Origin of the sequence: Pseudomonas citrullilanati (genome assembly GCF_030580855.1) — a bacterium.
GTDB classification, from domain to species: domain Bacteria; phylum Pseudomonadota; class Gammaproteobacteria; order Pseudomonadales; family Pseudomonadaceae; genus Aquipseudomonas; species Aquipseudomonas citrulli.
Window position 1 is genome coordinate 1 of sequence record NZ_JAUQOP010000068.1, and the last position, 20,091, is coordinate 20,091.

Sequence of the window (20,091 nt, forward strand, 5' to 3'; positions counted from 1 at the left end):
GAGAGGCGCTTTGGCCTGGCTCATGCTTGTTGTTCGAGGGCGGAAACTCAGTCAACTGTTCGAGCTTTGAGCCAAAGCGGGAAGAGTGGACAGCAGCTTGGCTCCCACACGTGCTTAGGGCACCGCGACCCGTCAGCTTGCTGTCCACCCCTCTCACCTTTGACTTTATCCTGTCTTAAGACACAAGCGAGCTTGCTCGCGATAGCGGTGTGTCAGTCGAGAAAAACGTGACTGAAACTCCGCTATCGCGAGCAAGCTTTGCTCCCACAGGCTCGCTCCCACATCGAACTGCCTACGATCAGGCACCCGTCACGCCGGCTTGGCTTCCGCCAGGGCCTGCTGCGCCAGTTCCTTTTCCGCTTCCTTGATGTCGTCTTCGCTGATCATTTCCGCGATGACCCGCAGGCGCTCCACCACCCGGGCGTTGACGCTGCCCTCGGGGAACTCGCCGTTTTCATCGGGCTCACCGGCTGGCTCACCCACCAGCAGGCTCAAGGCTTCGTCGGCCTGGCGCACCGCATAGACGTGGAATTGCCCGGCGCGCACGGCCGCCAGCACGCGCTCGTCGAGCATCAACGTGGCGACGTTGGCCTGGGGAATGATCGCCCCCTGCTCACCGGTCAGCCCGCGGGCCTCGCAGAGGCGGAAGAAGCCTTCGATCTTCTCGTTGACCCCGCCCACCGCCTGCACTTCGCCGAACTGGTTGATCGAGCCGGTGATGGCGAAGCATTGCTTCAACGGCGTCTTCGACAAGGCCGAGATCAACGTGCACGCTTCGCCCAGGGAGGCACTGTCGCCGTCCACATAGCCGTAGGACTGCTCCAGGGCGATGCTGGCCGAGATCGCCAGGGGGAACTCCTGGGCATAGCGACTGCCCAGGTAGCCAGTGAGGATCATCACGCCCTTGGAGTGGATCGGCTGGCCGAGGTTGACCTCGCGCTCGATGTCGACGATACCGCTGCCGCCCGGGTACACCGTGGCGGAAATCCGTGCCGGCACGCCGAACGCCGAGTCACCGACTTCCAGCACCGTCAGCCCGTTGCACTTGCCCACGGCGGCGCCGTCGGTATCGATCAGGATGATCCCCGCCAGCATGTCGTCGAGGATCCGCGCCGAGACGCGCCCGGTGCGGGTGGCCTTGGCCTTGAGCGCACGCTCGATATGGCCGGCATCGGTCATCTCGTCACCGGCCAGCTGGCGAATGAAATCCGCCTCGCTGACCAGCTGGAACAGGTCGCCAATACGCGCCGACAAGCGTCCCTGGTGCTCGGCCAGGCGGGCGCTGTAGGTCGCCAGGCGAGCCACCGCATCGGCGGTCAAGGGCGCCATGCCCTCTTCCGAAGTGCGGGTCTTGAGCAACTGGGCGAACTGCTCCAGGCTCTCGTCGCCCATGGGAATGTCTTCGTCGAAGTCCACCAGGACGCGAAACATTTCCTGGAAGTCCGAATCCAGGTCCTGCAAGGCGTAGTAGAGCTGGCGGGCGCCAATGATCACGACCTTGACCTGCAACGGGATGTGCTGCGGCGTCAGGGTCACGGTGGCCAATCGCCCCAGCTCGCCCAGCGGCGACTCCATTTTCAGCTTGCGCGATTGCAAGGCGCGCTTGAGCGCATCCCACACGAACGGTTCGCCGAGCATTTTTTCCGCTTCGAGGATCAGGAAGCCGCCGTTGGCCCGGTGCAGGGCCCCCGGACGCAGCTGCCGATACGTGGTGTACAGCGCGCCCTGGTCGGTGCTGTATTCAATGCGCCCGAACAGGTTGTCGTAGGTCGGGTGCGGCTCGAAGACCACCGGCGCACCGCCACTGGACGGGTGCCCTACCACCAGGCTCGGGGCGTATTGCTCCTCGAGCAGCTTGCGGGCGACGGCGTCGGTCTTGCTGTCGTCCACCAGTTGCTCGACCACCGTGCGCAGCAGGTTGACCTGCATGGCCTGCAAATAGCCGCAGACGGCCGCGTTCTCCGAGTACTTTTCCGACAACGGCGCCAGCAAGGGTTGCAAGGCCAGGGTGATGGTTTCCTCGTTGAGTTGGCGCAACTGGTTGTTGGACTCGCGCTTCCACTGCGGCAGGCTGGCGAGTTCCTCGTTCAGGCGCTCCTCCAGGCTCGAGATGTCCTCGTGGAAACGCTCGCGCTCGGCTTCCGGCAATTGGGCGAACTCCGCCTCGTCCAGGGCCTTGCCTTCGCTCATCGGCGTGAAGGCGATGTTGCTGCTGTCGCGGTACAGGGCGACGTCCTTCTCCAGGGCCAGGCGCTCGATCACGTCGAGGGCGCGGTCGTAGCGCTGGTTGAAGGCGCGGTCGATGGCGCTCTTCTTCTGTTGGTAGGACGGGTGCTCGAACACCGCGGGAAAGGTCGCCAGCAGGTTGTCGATCAGGCCGTTGATGTCGGCGATGAAAGCGCCGGCGGTGCCCGATGGCAATTCCAGCGCACGGGGTTCGCGAGGCTCATCGAAGTTGTTGACGTAGACCCAATCCGCGGGGGTCTGCATGCGCTTGCCCTCGGCCTTGAGGTAGCGCTTGACGAACGAGAAGCGGCCGGTGCCGGGCTCGCCCATGACGAATACGTTGTAACCGGGGCGCGGCATGGCCACGCCGAACTGCAAGGCTTCGACCGCACGTTCCTGGCCAAGCACACCGCGGAAGGGCTCCAGATCATTGGTGGTAGAGAAGCTGAACTGTTCAGCGGAAAACGGACGGGTCAGCGCTTCGGGCGCTAGACGCAAGCTGGCAGCAACAGGATCAGGCATCGGGCTTCCTTACATCAGGCGGGGCAGATAGCGGCATTCTGGCGCTGCCCGTGCCTGACTGGCAAGGAGCGCCTCGGGCCAAAGCATAGTCCAGCGGCATCCCCCGGGCCGGGGCCGGTTCATTCATGAGGCAAAGGATTGTTTTTGCAAAATGTCACGGAACCCCAGGATCGTGCCTAAACTCCAAATTGCGCGGCTGGAACAATAACCGGCCCACTGGCACGCGTGGTTGAGGCCACAAGGCGCCAGACCCTGTCCATTGGTATGCACATAAAGAGAACAAAGCTATGAAACGGATTCTTCTCGGTACTCTCTTCACCGCTGTATCCATCAACGCCATGGCTCAGGCGCCAGGCGGCCCGGATTGCGGTTGGGGCAACATGCTGTTCGAAGGTCAGCGTGGCACCCCGGCTCACTTCCTGGCATCCACCACCAACGGCACTTCCGGTAACGCCACCTTCGGCATGACCTCCGGCACCAACGGTTGCTCGACCAACGCGGCACTGACCTATGGTGGCAAGTCCTGGCTGGCCATGAATGGCATGATGAACGAGCTGTCCGAAGACATGGCCAAGGGCCAAGGCGAAGCGCTGACCACCTACGCCGTGGTGCTGGGCGTGGCGCCGGAAGACCGCGCGCACTTCTCGGCCGTTACCCACGAGCACTTCCAGCAGATCTTCAGCAAGGCTGACGTGACCGCCGAAGACGTGCATACCAACACCCTGGCCGTCCTGAAGAACGATCCGCGCCTGGCCAAATACGCCACTCAAGCTTAAGCTCGACCGCACTCGCTCCTCTCGGGGAGCGGGTTTTCTTCCTGGGGCCCCTTCCGCTCTTTTTTTCGACTTTCCAAGTAGCCGACTATGCTCAAACGCCTTGCCTGGCTGGCGCTCTGTGTGTGCGCCCCGCTGTCCGCAGCGCCTCATGTCGACCCTCAACGTTTGCAGCAACTGGCCAATGACCGCTTCTGGATTTCCCTGGGCCACTACGAAACCGCCAAGCTCGGTGGCTGGCGCAGCTACATCAGCGACAAGAAATTCTTCCTCGCGCCCGACGGCAATCAACACCCCGACCGTGAGCTGAGCGCAACGCTGCAAGCGCTGTACGGCCCGGCCAGCGCCGGCCAGCAACACGCCCAGTGCGTATACCCGGCGCGCACGCGTTGGCTCAAGGCGCAGCTCAAGCTGACGGACCTGCCCGCTGTCGATTGCAGCGAATTCAACCAGTGGTTCAAGGATGTCTCGCCCCACAGTGCGGTGATGATCTTCCCCGCCGCCTACCTCAACAGCCCGTCGTCGATGTTCGGCCATACCTTGCTGCGTATCGACCAGGCCGACGTGCAAAGCGACAAGACCGCCCTGCTCAGCTACGCGATCAATTTCGGCGCCTACATCGAGGGCTCGGACAACAGCATCCTCTACGCCTGGAAGGGCTTGATGGGCGGCTACCCCGGCCTGTTCGCCCTGGTGCCCTACCAGGAAAAGCTCTCCGAATACCGCAGCCTGGAGAACCGCGACCTGTGGGAATACCGCCTGAACCTGAGCCAGGTGGAAACCGCGCGCATGGTCGAACACGTCTGGGAACTCAAGCAGATCCAGTTCGACTATTTCTTCTTCGACGAAAACTGCTCCTATCGCCTGCTCGAACTGTTGCAGGTGGCCCGTCCCAGCCTGCGCCTGACCGAGCAATTCCCGCTGACCGCCATCCCCACCGACACGGTCAAGGCCGTGAAGGAAGCAGGCCTGGTGGAAAGCATCCAGTACCGGCCGTCCCGGGAGCGGGAACTGCTCAGCCGTGCCGAGCCGCTCAGCAGTGACGAGCAGCACTGGGTGCTGAAGGTCAGCGCCGACCAGCAACAACTGCAAACCGACGCGTTCAAGGCGCTGCCGCGGGACCGCCAGGCGCTGATCATCGACGCCGCCTACCGCCTGGAGCGCTACCGGGCCAACGGCCAGGAGCGCGATCCAGCACGATCCCAGCGCAGTTTCGAGCTGCTGCGGGCGATCAACCGCAACCCCGCCCCGGAACTCGACATCCCGCAGCCGGGCTTGCCCGAGGATGGCCATGAGTCACGCACCTGGCAGGCCGGCCTCGGCACCCGGAGCGACCGGGCGTTCGGCGAGTATGGCTTGCGCATGGCCTATCACGACCTCAACGACAATGCCGAAAGTTTCCCGCTGGGGGCACAGATCGAAATCCTGCAACTGAAACTGCGCCAGTACGAAGGCAATGACTGGCAGGTGCAGCAACTGGACCTGGCGACGATTCGCTCGCTGACGCCGCGCAACGAGCTGCTGCAACCGCTGTCCTGGCAGGTCACCGGCGGCCTGGAACGGGTGCCGGGCAAGCACGACGATGAAAACCTGGTGAGCCACGTCAACGGCGGTGCCGGCGGGACCTGGGCACTGGGCGAAGATGTCCTGGGTTTCGCCCTGGGCACCGTGCGGGTCGAGCACAACAACGACTTCGCCGAATTCGTCGCCCCGGCCGGCGGCTTCAACAGCGGCTTGCTGTGGAAGAACCCGCTGGGCAACCTGAGCCTGGAAGCCAAGGGCGACTACTTCGTCAACGGCGAAGTACGCCGTAGCCTGAGCCTGAACCAGCAGTGGGAATTGTCCCGCAACCTCGGCCTGCGCCTGAGCGCCCAGCGCGAATTCAGCCACCTCGCCTCGCCGGAGAACGAGGTGATGCTGGAGGTGAAGTGGTATCACTACTAGCCCAGTGTACCCAGCGATTGAATCCGGGCAGCGTCGAACGGATTGATCACAACGCTTTCACACCCGCCTGACGAATCCGCTTCTAGACTTCATGTACAGGTGATTGCGGCGGGAAGGCAGAAAATGAGGCGGGCGGTGGCGGTAGTGGCGGTGCTGATGTTGCTTGGCGGTTGCGAGACCACTCACGAGGACCTGGTCGCCCGAGGCTTCCCGCCGGCGTTCGCCGACGGTTACGACGACGGCTGCAGCAGCGGCCGGCAAGCCGCCGGGGCGATCACCGGCCAGTTCCGCAAAGACGTACCGCGCTACCTCAAGGATCCACGCTACGCCGAAGGCTGGAGCGATGGCTTCCGGCAGTGCCAGGCCATGCGTGAGAGCGAAGAACGCGATGCCTATCGCGAGCGCCATTGGGACGAGCGCGAACGAGCCTGGCAACAGGAGAAGGACCGGGACGCCGGCCGGGCTTATCGCTCGCAGTGAGTCGCGTACAGACATTCGTCGAAACCAAAAGCCTGCGACCATGGCCCAACCTCCAATAGAGGAGAACACCATGAGTCGCGCTTTCGTCAATGAAGACAACGCCGCCGCCCAGGCAGACCAACCGGTCGAACGCCAGGTCAGCGCACAACCCAATTACGTCACGCCCAGCGGATTCGCCGAGTTGCAGGCGCGGGTCGCGCAGTTGCAGGCGTTGCACAACCAGCAGGTGGCCCGGGGCGACCAGGCCGACAAACAGCGGATCGCGGACATCGAGCGCGACCTGCGCTATTTCAACCAGCGCCTGCAGAGCGCCCAGGTCGTGACGCCCACGTCCACCGATCAGGTCCGGATCGGCCATTGGGTGACCTTCGCCGACGAACAGGACCAACAGCAACGGGTGCAGTTGGTGGGCGAAGACCAGGCCGACGCGACCAGAGGGTTGATTAATTGGGGATCGCCACTCGGCCGGGCGCTGCTGGGGGCCACGTTGGGGGACGAGGTAACCTGGGAGCGGCCGATGGGCAATCTTTCCATTGAAGTCATCGCCATAGAATTGCCTTGAAGCAACTTCACGGCGGCCCCTGTTACTTACCCGGTTATAACTCAGCGACAGTCCGTTAGTTGCCTGTAGCAGCATGTAACTGCAACATGAGGTCATAACCACGCATTTGCACTTATCGAATACCATGCTACTGTTTTTCCCGCGCCGAAATCGGCGCAACAAAAACAAGGAGCAGCATGATGAGCGAACATCTTCTGGCAATGTCCGGCAACTTCGACAGCGACTTCAATGCCTACCAACAGGTCAACCCCCTCGGTATGGAATCGGCGGCGCGGACTATCGTCGAGTGTGGCACTGTACATTGCACCGCGCTTTTATGCTGAATCCTGTTCATTGAAGTTCATCCGCATCGCGGGTGCTTCGATAATCCCTAATCCTACCCTTTGATAATTTCATGACATCCCACTGTTCGGATGCGCTGCCTGGCACCCGATCGATCGTGGTCACTGTCTTGAGTTGATGAACCTGATGAGGAAATTTTCCATGAGCGAACAAATCCTGAACATGTCCGGCGACTTCTACCGCGAATTCGACGCCTATCAAGCGCCGGCCGGCAACGTTGCCGGGATCCTGGCAACGACGCTGGAGTGCAACACCTTCGGCACGTGCACCAATCTCGAGTGCTCGACCCTCGGGTGCTGATCCGCTCGACTGATCGACGCAACAGGCAACACCCATGAACTTGGAGCAGGCATCGCCTGCTCCATCCATGCCAGGAGCCAAGGCATGCTTGTCAACGCACTGAAGTTGGATCAGCGAGGGCATTACAAATGCACTTCCAAACACGACACTGCCCTGTTTGAAAACAACCTGGCCCGCCTGCACGACGATGATCAGGCATTATTGGAACACTTTGGACTGGACCGGAAGCAACTGCTCGAGTACGTCAGGCGCCCGGCCAACCATCAACTTCTACCGTCCGACAGTGAGTACTTCCTGAATAACCTGGAGGAAAAACTGACTCGACTGGACAGCCTCGCGGCTGACATAAGAACACATTCAAACAACCCCGGAAACTTCCATGGTTTCGGCGTTCGTTTCTTTCTTTATTTCATCGACGTTTTCAAGGCTGACGAACGTTATTCCCGTATCTCGCCATACATTGACCAGGCGTCGCTGTTTAAAAGCCTAGAGCCTTATGTCCTGGCCCGGGTAGGTCGTACGTCGGAACAAAGCCTGGTCCATTACCTCAATACACGGATCGCCCAGGGCGAAGCCATTGACCTGGACACGTTCAACGAACACCTGCGTACCTTGCCGCTACGCCCCTTCTTCGAATCCTATCCGGTACTGGCCACGCTGCTGTTCGATCAGTTGGAAGATACCCTCGGTTATCTTTACGGGGTCATTCTTCACTTCGCTGCCGATATCGAATCACTGGGAACCGAGTTTGCCATTCCCGCGCGGCAAATCAGCGCGATTGAACTGGGCCTGGGCGATCCCCACGGTCGCGGCGAAACGGTCTGCCAAGTCACGATCGGCACCCTGCCCCTGGTCTACAAGCCTCGGGCCAGCCGGGAAACGCTGTTCTACAATCGCCTGCTCGGGCAATTGCACACGTGGACAGGCGCAGACTGCTTTGCCGTCCACGGGCCGAGGATCCTCAGCCGCGAGGGGCATAGCTGGATAGAGAAAATCGACAACCTGCCCTGCGAGCAAGCGGCGGACGTCGAACGGTTCTACCGGAAAATGGGCGCCCAGATTGCCGTTATCCACGCCTTGAACGGCATCGACTTTCACTACGAGAACATCATTGCCCGTGGCAGCAGCCCGGTCATGATCGACCTCGAATGCTTGTTCACCGCCGCCACCAGCGACTTGCTGACAGAACTGCCCACGGACAGCGCATTGGCCCACAGCTTCAAGGTGATCCAGCAATCCATCTGTTCCAGCGGCTTCGTGCCTTTCTCGCAAAAGTCCAATAACGACCAGAGCGGACTGACCCGACAAGCACTCTTCATTTCCACCCGCCACGCCCTGGTGTTCGAAGGCGGGTTCTACCACCTGCGCAAGGTCGAGTTCGAACATCAACTGGAGCCCAGGCACCTGCCGCGCCTGTTGGACGAGCGCAAGGGGCCTGAGGCCTACAAGGCCGAACTGTTGCAGGGTTTCGACTACGCCTATGGCGAACTGAGGGTCCATCGGCGCGCGATCATGCAAATGCTCGAACGATCGGCTGGCGAACTGTCGACCCGGGTACTGCTCAAGAACTCGCAACGCTACGCCGACTTCATCGGGCTGATCCGCCACCCACGCTTCATGCAAAACATGCTCGACCGAGAACTCCTGCTCGCGACGCTGTGGAAAGACCTGAAGGCGCCCTATCGGGAGAAAGGCATTCCCCACCATGAAATAGCCGACCTGCAGAGGTCCAGCATTCCGTGCTTTACCATGCCGCTGAACGCCAAGCATTTTACGAGCGCCCAAGGTGCAACGATTGAAATGGCCGCCGTGCAGCCTCCGCTGGAAAGCTGCCTGCAAAAAATCGCCAACCTGTCTCGCAAAGACTGGGCCTTGCAACGCACCTTGCTCGAAATCGGTCTGTTCCCGGAACCGGATGGACATCCGCCCTCCCATACCCAGCGGGCGCTGGCAAACCCTGATGACACGCCCCTCGACGCGGTCCTGAGGATCAGCGCCCGCCTCGACGAACTCGCGATAGTGGGCCCGGCACAGGACGTCAGCTGGCTGTCTTTCCATACGCACCCCGAGACTCAAAGAAAATACCCATCGCCCATGGACCACGGGCTGTACTCCGGCATCGCCGGGATTGGCCTGTTCTATCTGGGTCTGTTCAAGGTGAGCGGCGAAACGCACTTTCTGTCGCGTGTGGACCAGGTCCTGTACTCATTGGAGCAGCGCTTCGGCTTCTTCAGAACCGACTCGACGGTCAGTGCGTATCACGGGCTGGGGGCTTACCTTTATCTGCTCATCAATCGGCGCCAGGTCACGGGAGACGCCAGGCATGCCGGGAAAATCGCCGACCTGCTGACCCAACTGATCGCAGTACCTCCCGAAGACTATGATTTCGACTTCCTGGGCGGTTGTTGCGGTGCCGTGACGCTGCTGGCCAATATCCATGCACGCTCTGCGCAAGAGGATGTATTGCCGGCCATCCGACGCATGGTCGACTACATGAAAGACCAGGTCCTGATGGAAGACGGCCAGCTTCTTCGACGCGACGATCGCTCTGTCATTCTGACGGGTTTGTCCCATGGCCTCTCGGGTGTCATCCATGCGTTGTGCAAAGCCTATGAAGCGACCGGTGATTCGACTCTGGTGCCCTTGGCCATCCAGGTGCTGGAAGGTGAAAACCGCTTGAGTCGGGATGGTTTCTGGCTGGACCTGCGCAACCTCGGGCCGGTGGACCACGCGTCCAAGTGGTGCCACGGCGACGCGGGTATCCTCGTCGCCAGGCGCCAGCTCATGGAGTCGATGGGCGATGCCCTGGACGAAACGACCCGGCAAACCGTGCTCGACGATATCCAGCGCTGCGAGCGCAACCTCTGGGAGCACGGGCTTGGCGACGGCTACAACCTGTGCCACGGCGATTTCGGCAATCTGCTGTGCCTGTATGACTTGTATCGACATTCGGATAATCCGGAGGGCATCAGCCGGGTCAGAAAGGCATTCGAGGAAGTCACCCGGCGGTTTTTCGAAGGGCCATTGCTCGACAGTGACCGGGTGCCCGACGTCAGCCTGCTGACTGGCATCACGGGGGTGGGCTATGCCTTGCTGTACCAGATGGACCCGACCCTGCCTAACATTCTCTCGCTCGATTTCGCGGTGCCCCTGTAAGCCCGCTAGATCGATACAGCCACATACCGTGTGGGAGCGGGCTTGCTCGCGAAAGCGGTGGATCAGTCCACCTCAATGCCTGCTGATCCGACGCCTTCGCGGGCAAGCCCGCTCCCACAGGGCATTGGCGGCGGCCAAAAAAAACGGAGCCTTCAAGGGCTCCGTTTTTTTATGCAACCGACCGAATCAGGCCAGTTTCTTGTGCCGTACCCGATGCGGCTGGGCAGCCGCCTCGCCAAGGCGCTTCTTGCGGTCGGCCTCGTACTCGGTGTAGTTGCCTTCGAAGAACACCGCCTGGGAGTCGTCTTCGTACGCCAGGATGTGGGTGGCCACGCGGTCGAGGAACCACCGGTCGTGGGAGATCACAATGGCGGCGCCCGGGAAGTCCAGCAGGGCTTCTTCCAGGGAACGCAGGGTCTCGACGTCGAGGTCGTTGGACGGTTCGTCGAGCAGCAGGACGTTGCCCCCCTCCTTCAACGTCAGCGCCAGGTGCAAGCGGCCGCGCTCACCACCGGACAGGTCCTTGACGAACTTCTGCTGGTCGCCGCCCTTGAAGTTGAAGCGCCCTACGTACGTGCGCGACGGGATTTCGTAGTTGCCGATGCGGATCTGGTCGGAGCCGTCGGAGATCTGCTGGAACACGGTCTTGCTGCCGTCCAGGTCCTCGCGGCTCTGGTCGACGCAGGCCAACTGCACGGTTTCGCCGATCTCGATGGTGCCCGAGTCCGGGGTTTCCTTGCCCATCAACATGCGGAACAGCGTGGATTTACCCGCGCCGTTACCGCCGATGACACCGACGATGGCGCCTTTTGGCATGGAGAACGACAGGTTGTCGATCAGCACGCGGTCGCCATAGCCCTTGGTGACGTTCTTGAACTCGATGACCTTGTCGCCCAGGCGTGGACCGGCCGGGATGTAGATCTCGTTGGTTTCGCTGCGCTTCTGGAATTCCTGGGACTGCATTTCCTCGAAGCGTTGCAGGCGAGCCTTGGATTTGGACTGGCGGGCCTTGGCGCCTTTGCGCACCCACTCCAGTTCTTCCTTCATGGCCTTTTCATGGGCCGATTGCTGCTTGGATTCCTGGGCCAGGCGCTCCGACTTGGCTTCCAGCCAGCCCGAATAGTTGCCTTCGTACGGGATGCCGGCGCCGCGGTCGAGCTCCAGGATCCAGCCGGCGACGTTGTCGAGGAAGTAACGGTCGTGGGTGATCGCCACCACGGTGCCCGGGAAATCGTGCAGGAAGTGTTCGAGCCAGGCCACGGAGTCGGCGTCCAGGTGGTTGGTCGGTTCGTCGAGCAGCAGCATGTCCGGGGCGGACAGCAGCAGGCGGCACAGGGCCACGCGGCGTTTTTCACCGCCGGAGAGGTGTTCGACCTTCGCTTCCCAGGCCGGCAGGCGCAGCGCATCGGCGGCCACCTCCAGCTGGCGTTCCAGGTTGTGGCCGTCGCTGGCTTGCAGGATGGCTTCGAGCTTGGCCTGTTCGGCGGCCAGCTTGTCGAAATCGGCGTCGGGATCGGCATAGGCGGCATAGACCTCGTCCAGGCGGGCCTGGGCGTCCTTGATCACGCTGACCGCCTCCTCGACCACTTCGCGCACGGTCTTGGTCGGATCAAGCTGCGGTTCCTGCGGCAGGTAGCCGATGTTCAGGTCCGGCATCGGACGGGCCTCGCCGTCGAATTCATTGTCGACGCCGGCCATGATCTTCAGCAGTGTGGACTTGCCCGAACCGTTGAGGCCCAGGACACCGATCTTGGCGCCGGGGAAGAACGAAAGTGAAATGTTTTTCAGGATTTCCCGCTTCGGCGGAACAACTTTGCTCAGCCGATGCATGGTGAAGACGTATTGAGCCATGGTGAACCTAGCGTCAGTGACAGGTGAAAAGAACGAGCCAGGCCATGCACGGCGCCGGCGCTTGAGGGTGATCAAGGCCAGGGGGCCGGTAGCGCCTGGGAGTCTGGAGCTGGAACGCTCGTGTTTGACCGGCAAAGCTACCTCAACCGTCGGTCAAGGTCCAGCCGCCGGGGACTGGCACTTTGCCACAAGGCAAGGCATGCTAGCCGCCCTTCGGGCGTCCGGCTTATAGTGCACGTCGCGCCAGTCCAGCAAACTGCAGGATTACAGCTTGTCCAATGTCACGCCGCCCTCGCCCCCACGCGCGCCCGCCACGGCGCCTGGCTCGCCCCTGCGCGGGACATTGAAGGGTGCGCTGGCCACATTGGTGCTGCTGTTGCTCGGGCTGCTCTTCTGGCAACTGCTCGACCAGTTGCGTGAAACCCAGCAGCAACAACGCCAATACACCATCGACTACACCGCCGACCTCGCGGCGCAAGTCAGCTTGAACATGGCGCTGAACGCGCAAATCGCCCTCAACCTGCTACCGATCGTCGAACAACCGCAAACAGCCGACGAACAGCAGGCGCTGTTGCGCAAGCTCCAGCAATCGTTGCCCGAACTGCGCAGCCTGGCGTTGCTGAGCCCTTCCGGCAAGGTCCTCAGCGACAGCGACGCGACCAGCCAGGACGCCGACTACCTGGCCGACCTGGTACGGCGCAGCCGGGCCCAGGCCCACTACTTCAGCAACTCCACCGACGGCTCGGTGGTACACCTGTTGTTGCACCAGGCCAGCGGCAGCACCCGCGGCTACTGGGCCCTGCGCCTGACGCCGACCTTCTTCGCCACGCTGACCAAGCAGGCCGATGTGGGCCTGCGCCCGCTGTGGCTGGTGGAAAACCGTCTCGACCAGCAGATCATCAGCCGCGACGAGGGCCTGCTCTCGGCCAGCCCTTCCCGGCTGTCCCCGGACGACCTGGCAAACACCGTGTTGACCGTGCCCCTGAGCAGCAGCGACTGGCAACTGCGCGGGCTGTTCGACCGGCGCCAGGTGATCGAGCAACTGTTGCCGGCCTTCATCGGCAAGTGCCTGCTGGGCCTGGCGATCTCGCTGTTGCCGGTGATCGCGCTGTTGAACATGCGCCGGCGCCAACGGCAACTGCACGAGGGGCGCCGTCGCTACCAGGATATTTTCGAAGGCACCGGCGTGGCCCTGTGCGTGCTCGACCTGTCGGGGCTCAAGGCCTTCTTCCAGAAAGCCGGCCTGCACACCGGCGAACAGTTGCGCGCCTGGCTGGAAACGCCCCACCAGCGCGAACAACTGCAACGGGAAGTGCTGGTGACCGAAGTCAACCAGATGGCCCTGAAGCTGCTCAACGTCGACTCCTGCGAACAGGCCTGGCAACTGTTGGTCGGCAACGGCCCGAAAGACCACAACCCCGTGGGTTCGAAACTGCTCGAGGCCCTGCTCGACCAGCACAAGCAACTGGAGCTGGAAATCCGCCTGCAGGACGCCCATGGCCGCGACCAGCACCTGTGGCTGGTGTTGCGCCTGCCGGAAAAACAGGACGACTACAACGCCGTGATCCTGAGCATCAGCGACATCACCAGCCGCAAGCTGGTGGAACTCTCGCTGCTCGAGCGCGAAGGCTTCTGGTCCGACGTGGTGCGCACCGTGCCGGACCACCTCTATGTGCAGGACGTCATCAGCCAGCGGATGATCTTCAGCAACCATCACCTCGGCCAGACCCTGGGCTACGACCGCACCGAACTGCACCAGATGGGCGAATACTTCTGGGAAATCCTGCTGCACAGCGAAGATGCCGACCACTACCACTGCCTGCGCCAGGAACAGCGTCGGGGCGGCTACACGCAACTGCTGCAATGCCAGTTGCGCTTTCGCCATCGCAACGGCAAGTGGCGGCGCTTCGACATCCGCGAACAGGCCCTGGCCCGGGACCGGCATGACCAGGTGACGCGGATCATCGGTGTCGCCAAGGACGTCACCGAGCAGATCGAGGCCAGCGAATCACTGCGCGACAGCGAACAGCGCTACCGCATGCTCGCCGAAAGCATCAGCGACGTGATCTTCTCCACCGACAGCAAGCTGTCGCTCAACTATGTCAGCCCGTCGGTGCAAGCGGTGCTGGGCTACAACGTCGACTGGATTTTCCAGAACGGCTGGCAATCGACCATCGCCAATCCACAGCAGTTGACCGGCATCTACAGCCTGATGGACCGGGTCAGCAAGGCCCTCGACAAGCCCGAGCAACTGGCCGAGCTGCGCAGCCAGATGCAGACCCAGTTGTTCCTGTTCGACTGCCTGCGGGCCGATGGGCGCAAGATTCCCATCGAGTTGCGGCTGGTGCTGGTGTGGGACGACCACGGCGCGTTCGAAGGCGTACTGGGCGTGGGTCGCGACATCAGCCAGCAGCGCCGCGCCGAAAAAGACCTGCGCATGGCCGCCACGGTCTTCGAGCATTCGACCTCGGCGATCCTGATCACCGACCCGGCCGGCTACATCGTCCAGGCCAACGAAGCGTTCAGCCGCGTCAGTGGCTACGCGGTGTCGCAGGTGCTCGACCAGTTGCCCAACATGCTGACCGTGGACGAACAGCAGGAAGCCCACCTGCGCTACGTGCTCAAGCAACTGCAACAGCACAGCACGTGGGAAGGCGAAGTCTGGCTCAAGAGGCGCAACGGCGAGCACTACCCGGCCTGGGTCGGCATCACCGCCGTGCTGGATGACGAGGGCGACCTGGCCAGCTACGTGTGCTTCTTCAGCGACATCAGCGAGCGCAAGGCCAGCGAGCAGCGCATCCATCGCCTGGCCTACTACGACGCCCTGACCCACCTGCCCAACCGCACCTTGTTCCAGGACCGCCTGCACACCGCGCTGCAAGCGGCCGAGCGGCAGAAGAGCTGGGTGGTGTTGATGTTCCTCGACCTCGACCGCTTCAAGCCGATCAACGACTCCCTGGGCCATGCGGCCGGCGACCGGATGCTCAAGGAAATGGCCACGCGGCTGCTCGGGTGCGTCGCCGACGACGACACCGTGGCACGCATGGGCGGCGACGAATTCACCCTGCTGCTGCAACCGCGCGCCAGCCGCGAAATGGCGTTGAACCGGGCCATTACCGTGGCCGAGCAGATCCTCGCCAGCCTGGTCCGGCCATTCGTGCTCGAAGGCCGGGAGTTCTTCGTCACCGCCAGCATCGGTATCGCCCTGAGCCCCCAGGACGGCAACGAACTGAGCCAGTTGATGAAGAACGCCGACACGGCCATGTACCACGCCAAGGAACGCGGCAAGAACAACTTCCAGTTCTACCAGGCCGACATGAACGCCAGTGCCCTGGAGCGCCTGGAACTGGAAAGCGACCTGCGCCACGCCCTGGAGCAGAACGAGTTCGTGCTGTACTACCAGCCGCAGTTCAGTGGCGACGGCAAGCGCCTGACCGGCGCCGAGGCCCTGCTGCGCTGGCGTCATCCACGCCGCGGGCTGGTGCCGCCGGGGGATTTCATCCCGGTCCTGGAAGAACTCGGCCTGGTGGTCGACGTCGGCGACTGGGTCATCGCCGAGGCCTGTCGGCAGCTCAGGACGTGGCACCAGGCCAAGGTCCGGGTGCCGAAGGTGTCGGTCAACATTTCGGCCCGGCAGTTCTCCGATGGCCAGCTGGGTACGCGCATCGCCAATATCCTGCGCAGCACCGGCCTGCCGCCGGCATGCCTGGAACTGGAACTGACCGAGAGCATCCTGATGCGTGAAGTCAGCGAAGCGATGCAGATCCTGGCGGGGTTGAAGAACCTCGGCCTGAGCATCGCGGTGGATGACTTCGGCACCGGCTACTCGTCGCTCAACTACCTCAAGCAGTTCCCCATCGATGTGCTGAAGATCGACCGCACCTTCGTCGACGGCCTGCCGTCCGGCGAGCAGGACGCGCAGATCGCCCGCGCGATCATCGCCATGGCCCACAGCCTCAACCTCGCGGTGATCGCCGAGGGGGTCGAGACCCACGAGCAGCTGGACTTCCTGCGTGAACACGGTTGCGACGAAGTCCAGGGCTACCTGTTCGGCCGCCCGATGCCGGCCAATCGGTTCGAAGCGCAGTTCAGCAATGATGCGTTGTTCATGCTCGACTAAAGCCTTGTACCCTCTGGGCCGGCCTCTCGCGGGCAAGCCTTGCTCCCACAGGGGAATGCAGGCTTCTGTGGGAGCAAGGCTTGCCCGCGATGAGGCCGGCATGGGCAACGCTCCTCATAGGTGAATCCCATTCGTCCACGACATGACCTCCTTTCATATCCCTTCCAAAACCGGTTGGGTTAGAATGCCTCCCTTTTCTGCCCCCGATCCTTGAGGACCGCCATGTTCAGCCGTGATTTGACTATTGCCAAGTACGACGCCGATCTCTTTGCCGCCATGGAGCAAGAAGCTCAGCGCCAGGAAGAGCACATTGAGCTGATCGCTTCGGAAAACTACACCAGCCCCGCGGTGATGGAAGCTCAAGGCTCGGTACTGACCAACAAGTACGCCGAAGGTTACCCGGGCAAGCGCTACTACGGTGGTTGCGAGTACGTCGACGTCGTCGAGCAACTGGCCATCGACCGCGCCAAGCAACTGTTCGGCGCCGACTACGCCAACGTCCAGCCGCACGCCGGTTCCCAAGCCAACGCCGCCGTGTACCTGGCGCTGCTGTCGGCCGGTGACACCATCCTGGGCATGAGCCTGGCCCACGGCGGTCACCTGACCCACGGTGCCAGCGTGTCGTCCTCCGGCAAGCTGTACAACGCCGTCCAGTACGGCATCGACGGCAACGGCCTGATCGACTACGACGAAGTCGAGCGCCTGGCACTCGAGCACAAGCCGAAAATGATCGTGGCCGGTTTCTCTGCCTACTCGCAGGTCCTCGACTTCCCACGTTTCCGTGAAATCGCCGACAAGGTCGGTGCCTACCTGTTCGTCGACATGGCCCACGTCGCCGGCCTGGTAGCCGCAGGTGTCTACCCGAACCCGGTGCCGTTCGCCGACGTCGTGACCACCACCACCCACAAGACCCTGCGCGGCCCGCGTGGCGGCCTGATCCTGGCGCGTGCCAACGCCGACATCGAGAAGAAGCTGAACTCCGCCGTGTTCCCAGGCGCCCAGGGCGGCCCGCTGGAGCACGTGATCGCGGCCAAGGCGATCTGCTTCAAGGAAGCGCTGCAACCGGAGTTCAAGGCCTACCAGCAACAAGTGGTGAAGAACGCCCAGGCCATGGCCGGCGTGTTCATCGAGCGCGGCTTCGACGTGGTGTCCGGTGGCACCCAGAACCACCTGTTCCTGTTGTCGCTGATCAAGCAGGAAATCTCCGGCAAAGATGCCGACGCCGCGCTGGGCAAGGCGTTCATCACCGTGAACAAGAACTCGGTGCCAAACGACCCACGCTCCCCGTTCGTCACCTCCGGCCTGCGCTTCGGCACGCCAGCGGTGACCACCCGTGGCTTCAAGGAAGCCGAGTGCAAGGAACTGGCCGGCTGGATCTGCGACATCCTCGCGGACCTGAACAACGAAGCGGTGATCGACGCCGTGCGTGAGAAGGTCAAGGCCATCTGCAAGAAGCTGCCGGTCTACGGCGCTTGATGCCGCGCTAGGCGGTCATTGAAAAGGCCCGCTTCGAAAGATGCGGGCCTTTTTTATTGATTGGATTTAAATAATAGTCAGCTGAAGTCTTTAACACTTCCCCTACAAACCTCACGCTTCGAAACATACCCCTTCAACACAACTTGTCGACAAGCCTTTAGTATCGATCCCATTATCCACAGCCACTCAGGCTTTCAATAAAGGATGCGATACCGACATGGACAGTCAACTTTCTTTTTGCGCCACACTTCGCTCGCCCGACATGCACATCCACTTGCTTGAGACATTCCACGGGAAACCGGCATTGGCCACCGTGACTTCATTCAGCGGGGGATTTTTCAGCGGCAAACCGCAGACCGTCGATCACTCGAGCCTGCTGGGCATGCACCCCAAGAGCAGCGGCGGCAACGTCCCGCCATTGCTGCTGTACTTTCGCCACGCCGCCGGTGGCTACACCCTGTGGATAAAAAGCCCGGGGGAACACCACGACAAGTTCATCGGCAAAAATGGATTCGACGCCCTGGGTGCGAAAAACGCGGGTAAACCCGTTCTCTTTAAACTTGTTGACTCCAAGCAACGCGTGGTGACCCTGAATGACATAACCGCCAAACACTCGCCACTGTCACTCATGACCAAGCACAATAAATATGTAGGCGGATTGAGAATCCACGGTTCGCCGTATCTTTATCTGGCGGAAACCGAAGCGCGCTCGAAACTGACGTTCATACTCAGCATCATTTGAATGGGCCCGGGCACTTTTAATGAACTAACGAAACTCCGGGGATAACGCAAAGCATCTGGCGGCCGCTCTCGAACAAAAGTTGCAGAGGGCCGCAGGTGCCGGGTCGTCAATTCAGGGCGGCGTCGAAACCTGCGCGGATCTTCGCTTCGGGCAGTTCATCGGCAATGAACACGATCACGCTTTCCCGGGGTTCATCGGGGGCCCATTCGGTGTCCCAGTCGAAACCGTACAGCTTGAGTACGCCCTGGAACACCAGTCGACGGGGTTCCCCGGCGATGTTCAGCACGCCCTTGTAGCGCAGCAATTGCTTGCCGTGATCTTCCAGCAGCTGGTTCATGAACGTGCTGAGCTTGTCGATGTCCAGCGGCTTGTCGGTGCGCAGCACGAGGCTGCTGATGCGATCGCCCGGGGTCGCCTTGCCGACCGGTCGCAGGCTGAGCCCGGCCTCCAGGTCCGCATTGAGGTTGAAGCCACGGATGTCGAGCAGTTCGGCCAGGTCGATCTTGCCGTGCTCCACCACCCGGATCGGCGCCCGACGATTGATACGGGCCAAGCGTTCGCCAAGGGCATCGACCTGGGCGGCGCCCACCAGGTCGGTCTTGCTCAGGAGCAGGCGATCGGCAAATCCGACCTGGGCCTGGGCGATGGCCTGCGTCAGGTGCAGGTCGGCGTGGGCGGCGTCCACCAGGGTCAGGATCCCGTCGAGGATGTAGCGCTCGCGCAGGTCCTCATCGATGAAAAAGGTCTGGGCCACCGGCGCCGGATCGGCCAGGCCGGTGCACTCGATCACCAGGCGGTCAAAGGCGATCTCGCCGCTGTCCAGCCGTTCGAGCAACAGGTACAGGGCCTTGGTCAGGTCGGTGTGGATGGTGCAACACACGCAGCCATTGGCCAGCGTCATGACCTGCACCGGCTCATCGCCCAGCAACTGGGTGTCGATGCCCGCTTCACTGAATTCGTTCTCGATCACGGCGATCTTCAGGCCGTGCTCGGCCTTGAGCAGATGACGCAACAGCGTGGTCTTGCCAGCGCCAAGGAAGCCGCTGAGGATGGTGACCGGGATGGGCGAGGACAAACGGAATCTCCTTGATGGCTGAAAGGGAAGCGGTTTTGTGGGAGCGGCGGTGTACGCCTAGCTTGAAACCACCCCAAAACACCTGTGGGAGCGGGCTTGCCCGAGAAAGCGTCGGGCCAGTCGACACCTTCATCAACTGACCCACCGCCTTCGCGAGCAAGCCCGCTCCCACAAGGGATCGGCGGTGTACGCCTAGCTTGAAACCACCCCAGAACACCTGTGGGAGCGGGCTTGCCCGCGATAGCGTCCGGCCAGTCGACACCTTCATCAACTGACCCACCGCCTTCGCGAGCAAGCCCGCTCCCACACAGGGGGTTGAGCTACCTCATTGTCAACAGCACTTGGGCCCGGCCTTGCCGCCGTAGCGGGCTTCCTGGCGTTCGCGGAAGAACGTCTCGTAGTCCATCAGCGGCTTGTCCGGGTGTTGGGTTTGCATGTGCTCGACGTAGTTGTCGTAGTCGGGCATGCCGACCATCAGGCGGGCGGCCTGACCGAGGTATTTACCGAGGCGACTCAAGTCAT

14 protein-coding genes are annotated in these 20,091 nt (G+C 62.0%); 10 read left to right on the forward strand and 4 right to left on the reverse strand.

Going from position 1 to position 20,091, the window contains the following annotated elements; translation table 11 throughout:
* Positions 1 to 309: 309 nt before the first annotated feature.
* The gene (locus Q6A48_RS25250) at positions 310 to 2,748 is read right to left on the reverse strand and encodes a Lon protease family protein (RefSeq protein ID WP_304557181.1); all 2,439 of its coding nucleotides are present in this window, start codon (positions 2,746 to 2,748) and stop codon (positions 310 to 312) included.
* A gap of 287 nt (positions 2,749 to 3,035) precedes the next feature.
* Between Q6A48_RS25250 and Q6A48_RS25255 the strand changes: the two genes are divergently transcribed.
* The 7 genes from Q6A48_RS25255 (at position 3,036) to lanM (ending at position 10,305) form a co-directional block, all read left to right on the forward strand.
* Entirely contained in the window at positions 3,036 to 3,524 is a 489-nt protein-coding gene (locus tag Q6A48_RS25255) for a DUF3015 domain-containing protein (RefSeq protein ID WP_030140293.1), read from the forward strand.
* A gap of 87 nt (positions 3,525 to 3,611) precedes the next feature.
* A complete protein-coding gene (locus tag Q6A48_RS25260; protein WP_304557184.1) occupies positions 3,612 to 5,465 on the forward strand; it encodes an Lnb N-terminal periplasmic domain-containing protein in 1,854 nt (617 codons plus the stop codon).
* A 123-nt stretch (positions 5,466 to 5,588) separates the two neighbouring features.
* A complete protein-coding gene (locus Q6A48_RS25265) occupies positions 5,589 to 5,945 on the forward strand; it encodes a hypothetical protein (protein WP_304557186.1) in 357 nt (118 codons plus the stop codon).
* A gap of 70 nt (positions 5,946 to 6,015) precedes the next feature.
* The gene (locus Q6A48_RS25270; RefSeq protein ID WP_304557188.1) at positions 6,016 to 6,507 is read left to right on the forward strand and encodes a GreA/GreB family elongation factor; all 492 of its coding nucleotides are present in this window, start codon (positions 6,016 to 6,018) and stop codon (positions 6,505 to 6,507) included.
* Between the two features lie 179 nt (positions 6,508 to 6,686).
* Complete coding sequence (locus Q6A48_RS25275; protein WP_304557190.1) at positions 6,687 to 6,830, forward strand: hypothetical protein; 144 nt, start codon at positions 6,687 to 6,689, stop codon at positions 6,828 to 6,830.
* Between the two features lie 160 nt (positions 6,831 to 6,990).
* Complete coding sequence (locus Q6A48_RS25280; RefSeq protein WP_304557192.1) at positions 6,991 to 7,149, forward strand: hypothetical protein; 159 nt, start codon at positions 6,991 to 6,993, stop codon at positions 7,147 to 7,149.
* Positions 7,150 to 7,233: 84 nt separating this feature from the next.
* The gene (lanM, locus tag Q6A48_RS25285) at positions 7,234 to 10,305 is read left to right on the forward strand and encodes a type 2 lanthipeptide synthetase LanM (protein WP_304557193.1); all 3,072 of its coding nucleotides are present in this window, start codon (positions 7,234 to 7,236) and stop codon (positions 10,303 to 10,305) included.
* A 186-nt stretch (positions 10,306 to 10,491) separates the two neighbouring features.
* Here the strand turns inward: lanM and ettA are convergent, their stop codons facing one another.
* A complete protein-coding gene (gene ettA / locus Q6A48_RS25290; RefSeq protein ID WP_304557195.1) occupies positions 10,492 to 12,156 on the reverse strand; it encodes an energy-dependent translational throttle protein EttA in 1,665 nt (554 codons plus the stop codon).
* 271 nt (positions 12,157 to 12,427) lie between these two features.
* Between ettA and Q6A48_RS25295 the strand changes: the two genes are divergently transcribed.
* The 3 genes from Q6A48_RS25295 to Q6A48_RS25305 all read left to right on the forward strand — a co-directional run bounded on the left by Q6A48_RS25295 (position 12,428) and on the right by Q6A48_RS25305 (position 18,494).
* Positions 12,428 to 16,276, forward strand: coding sequence for a sensor domain-containing protein (locus tag Q6A48_RS25295; protein ID WP_304557197.1), 3,849 nt, complete (start codon positions 12,428 to 12,430; stop codon positions 16,274 to 16,276).
* Between the two features lie 222 nt (positions 16,277 to 16,498).
* Positions 16,499 to 17,752 (forward strand): serine hydroxymethyltransferase, encoded by a 1,254-nt coding sequence (gene glyA / locus Q6A48_RS25300; RefSeq protein ID WP_304557198.1) that lies wholly within the window; start codon positions 16,499 to 16,501, stop codon positions 17,750 to 17,752.
* Positions 17,753 to 17,969: 217 nt separating this feature from the next.
* A complete protein-coding gene (locus tag Q6A48_RS25305) occupies positions 17,970 to 18,494 on the forward strand; it encodes a hypothetical protein (RefSeq protein WP_304557199.1) in 525 nt (174 codons plus the stop codon).
* A 106-nt stretch (positions 18,495 to 18,600) separates the two neighbouring features.
* On the opposite strand, the gene yjiA is transcribed toward Q6A48_RS25305, so the two are convergent.
* Both yjiA and Q6A48_RS25315 read right to left on the reverse strand, forming a co-directional pair.
* On the reverse strand, positions 18,601 to 19,569 hold the full coding sequence (gene yjiA / locus Q6A48_RS25310) for a GTPase (RefSeq protein WP_304557200.1): 969 nt from the start codon (positions 19,567 to 19,569) through the stop codon (positions 18,601 to 18,603).
* A 331-nt stretch (positions 19,570 to 19,900) separates the two neighbouring features.
* Positions 19,901 to 20,091: YbdD/YjiX family protein (locus Q6A48_RS25315; protein WP_304555892.1), on the reverse strand; the 191-nt coding region annotated here is incomplete at its 5' end.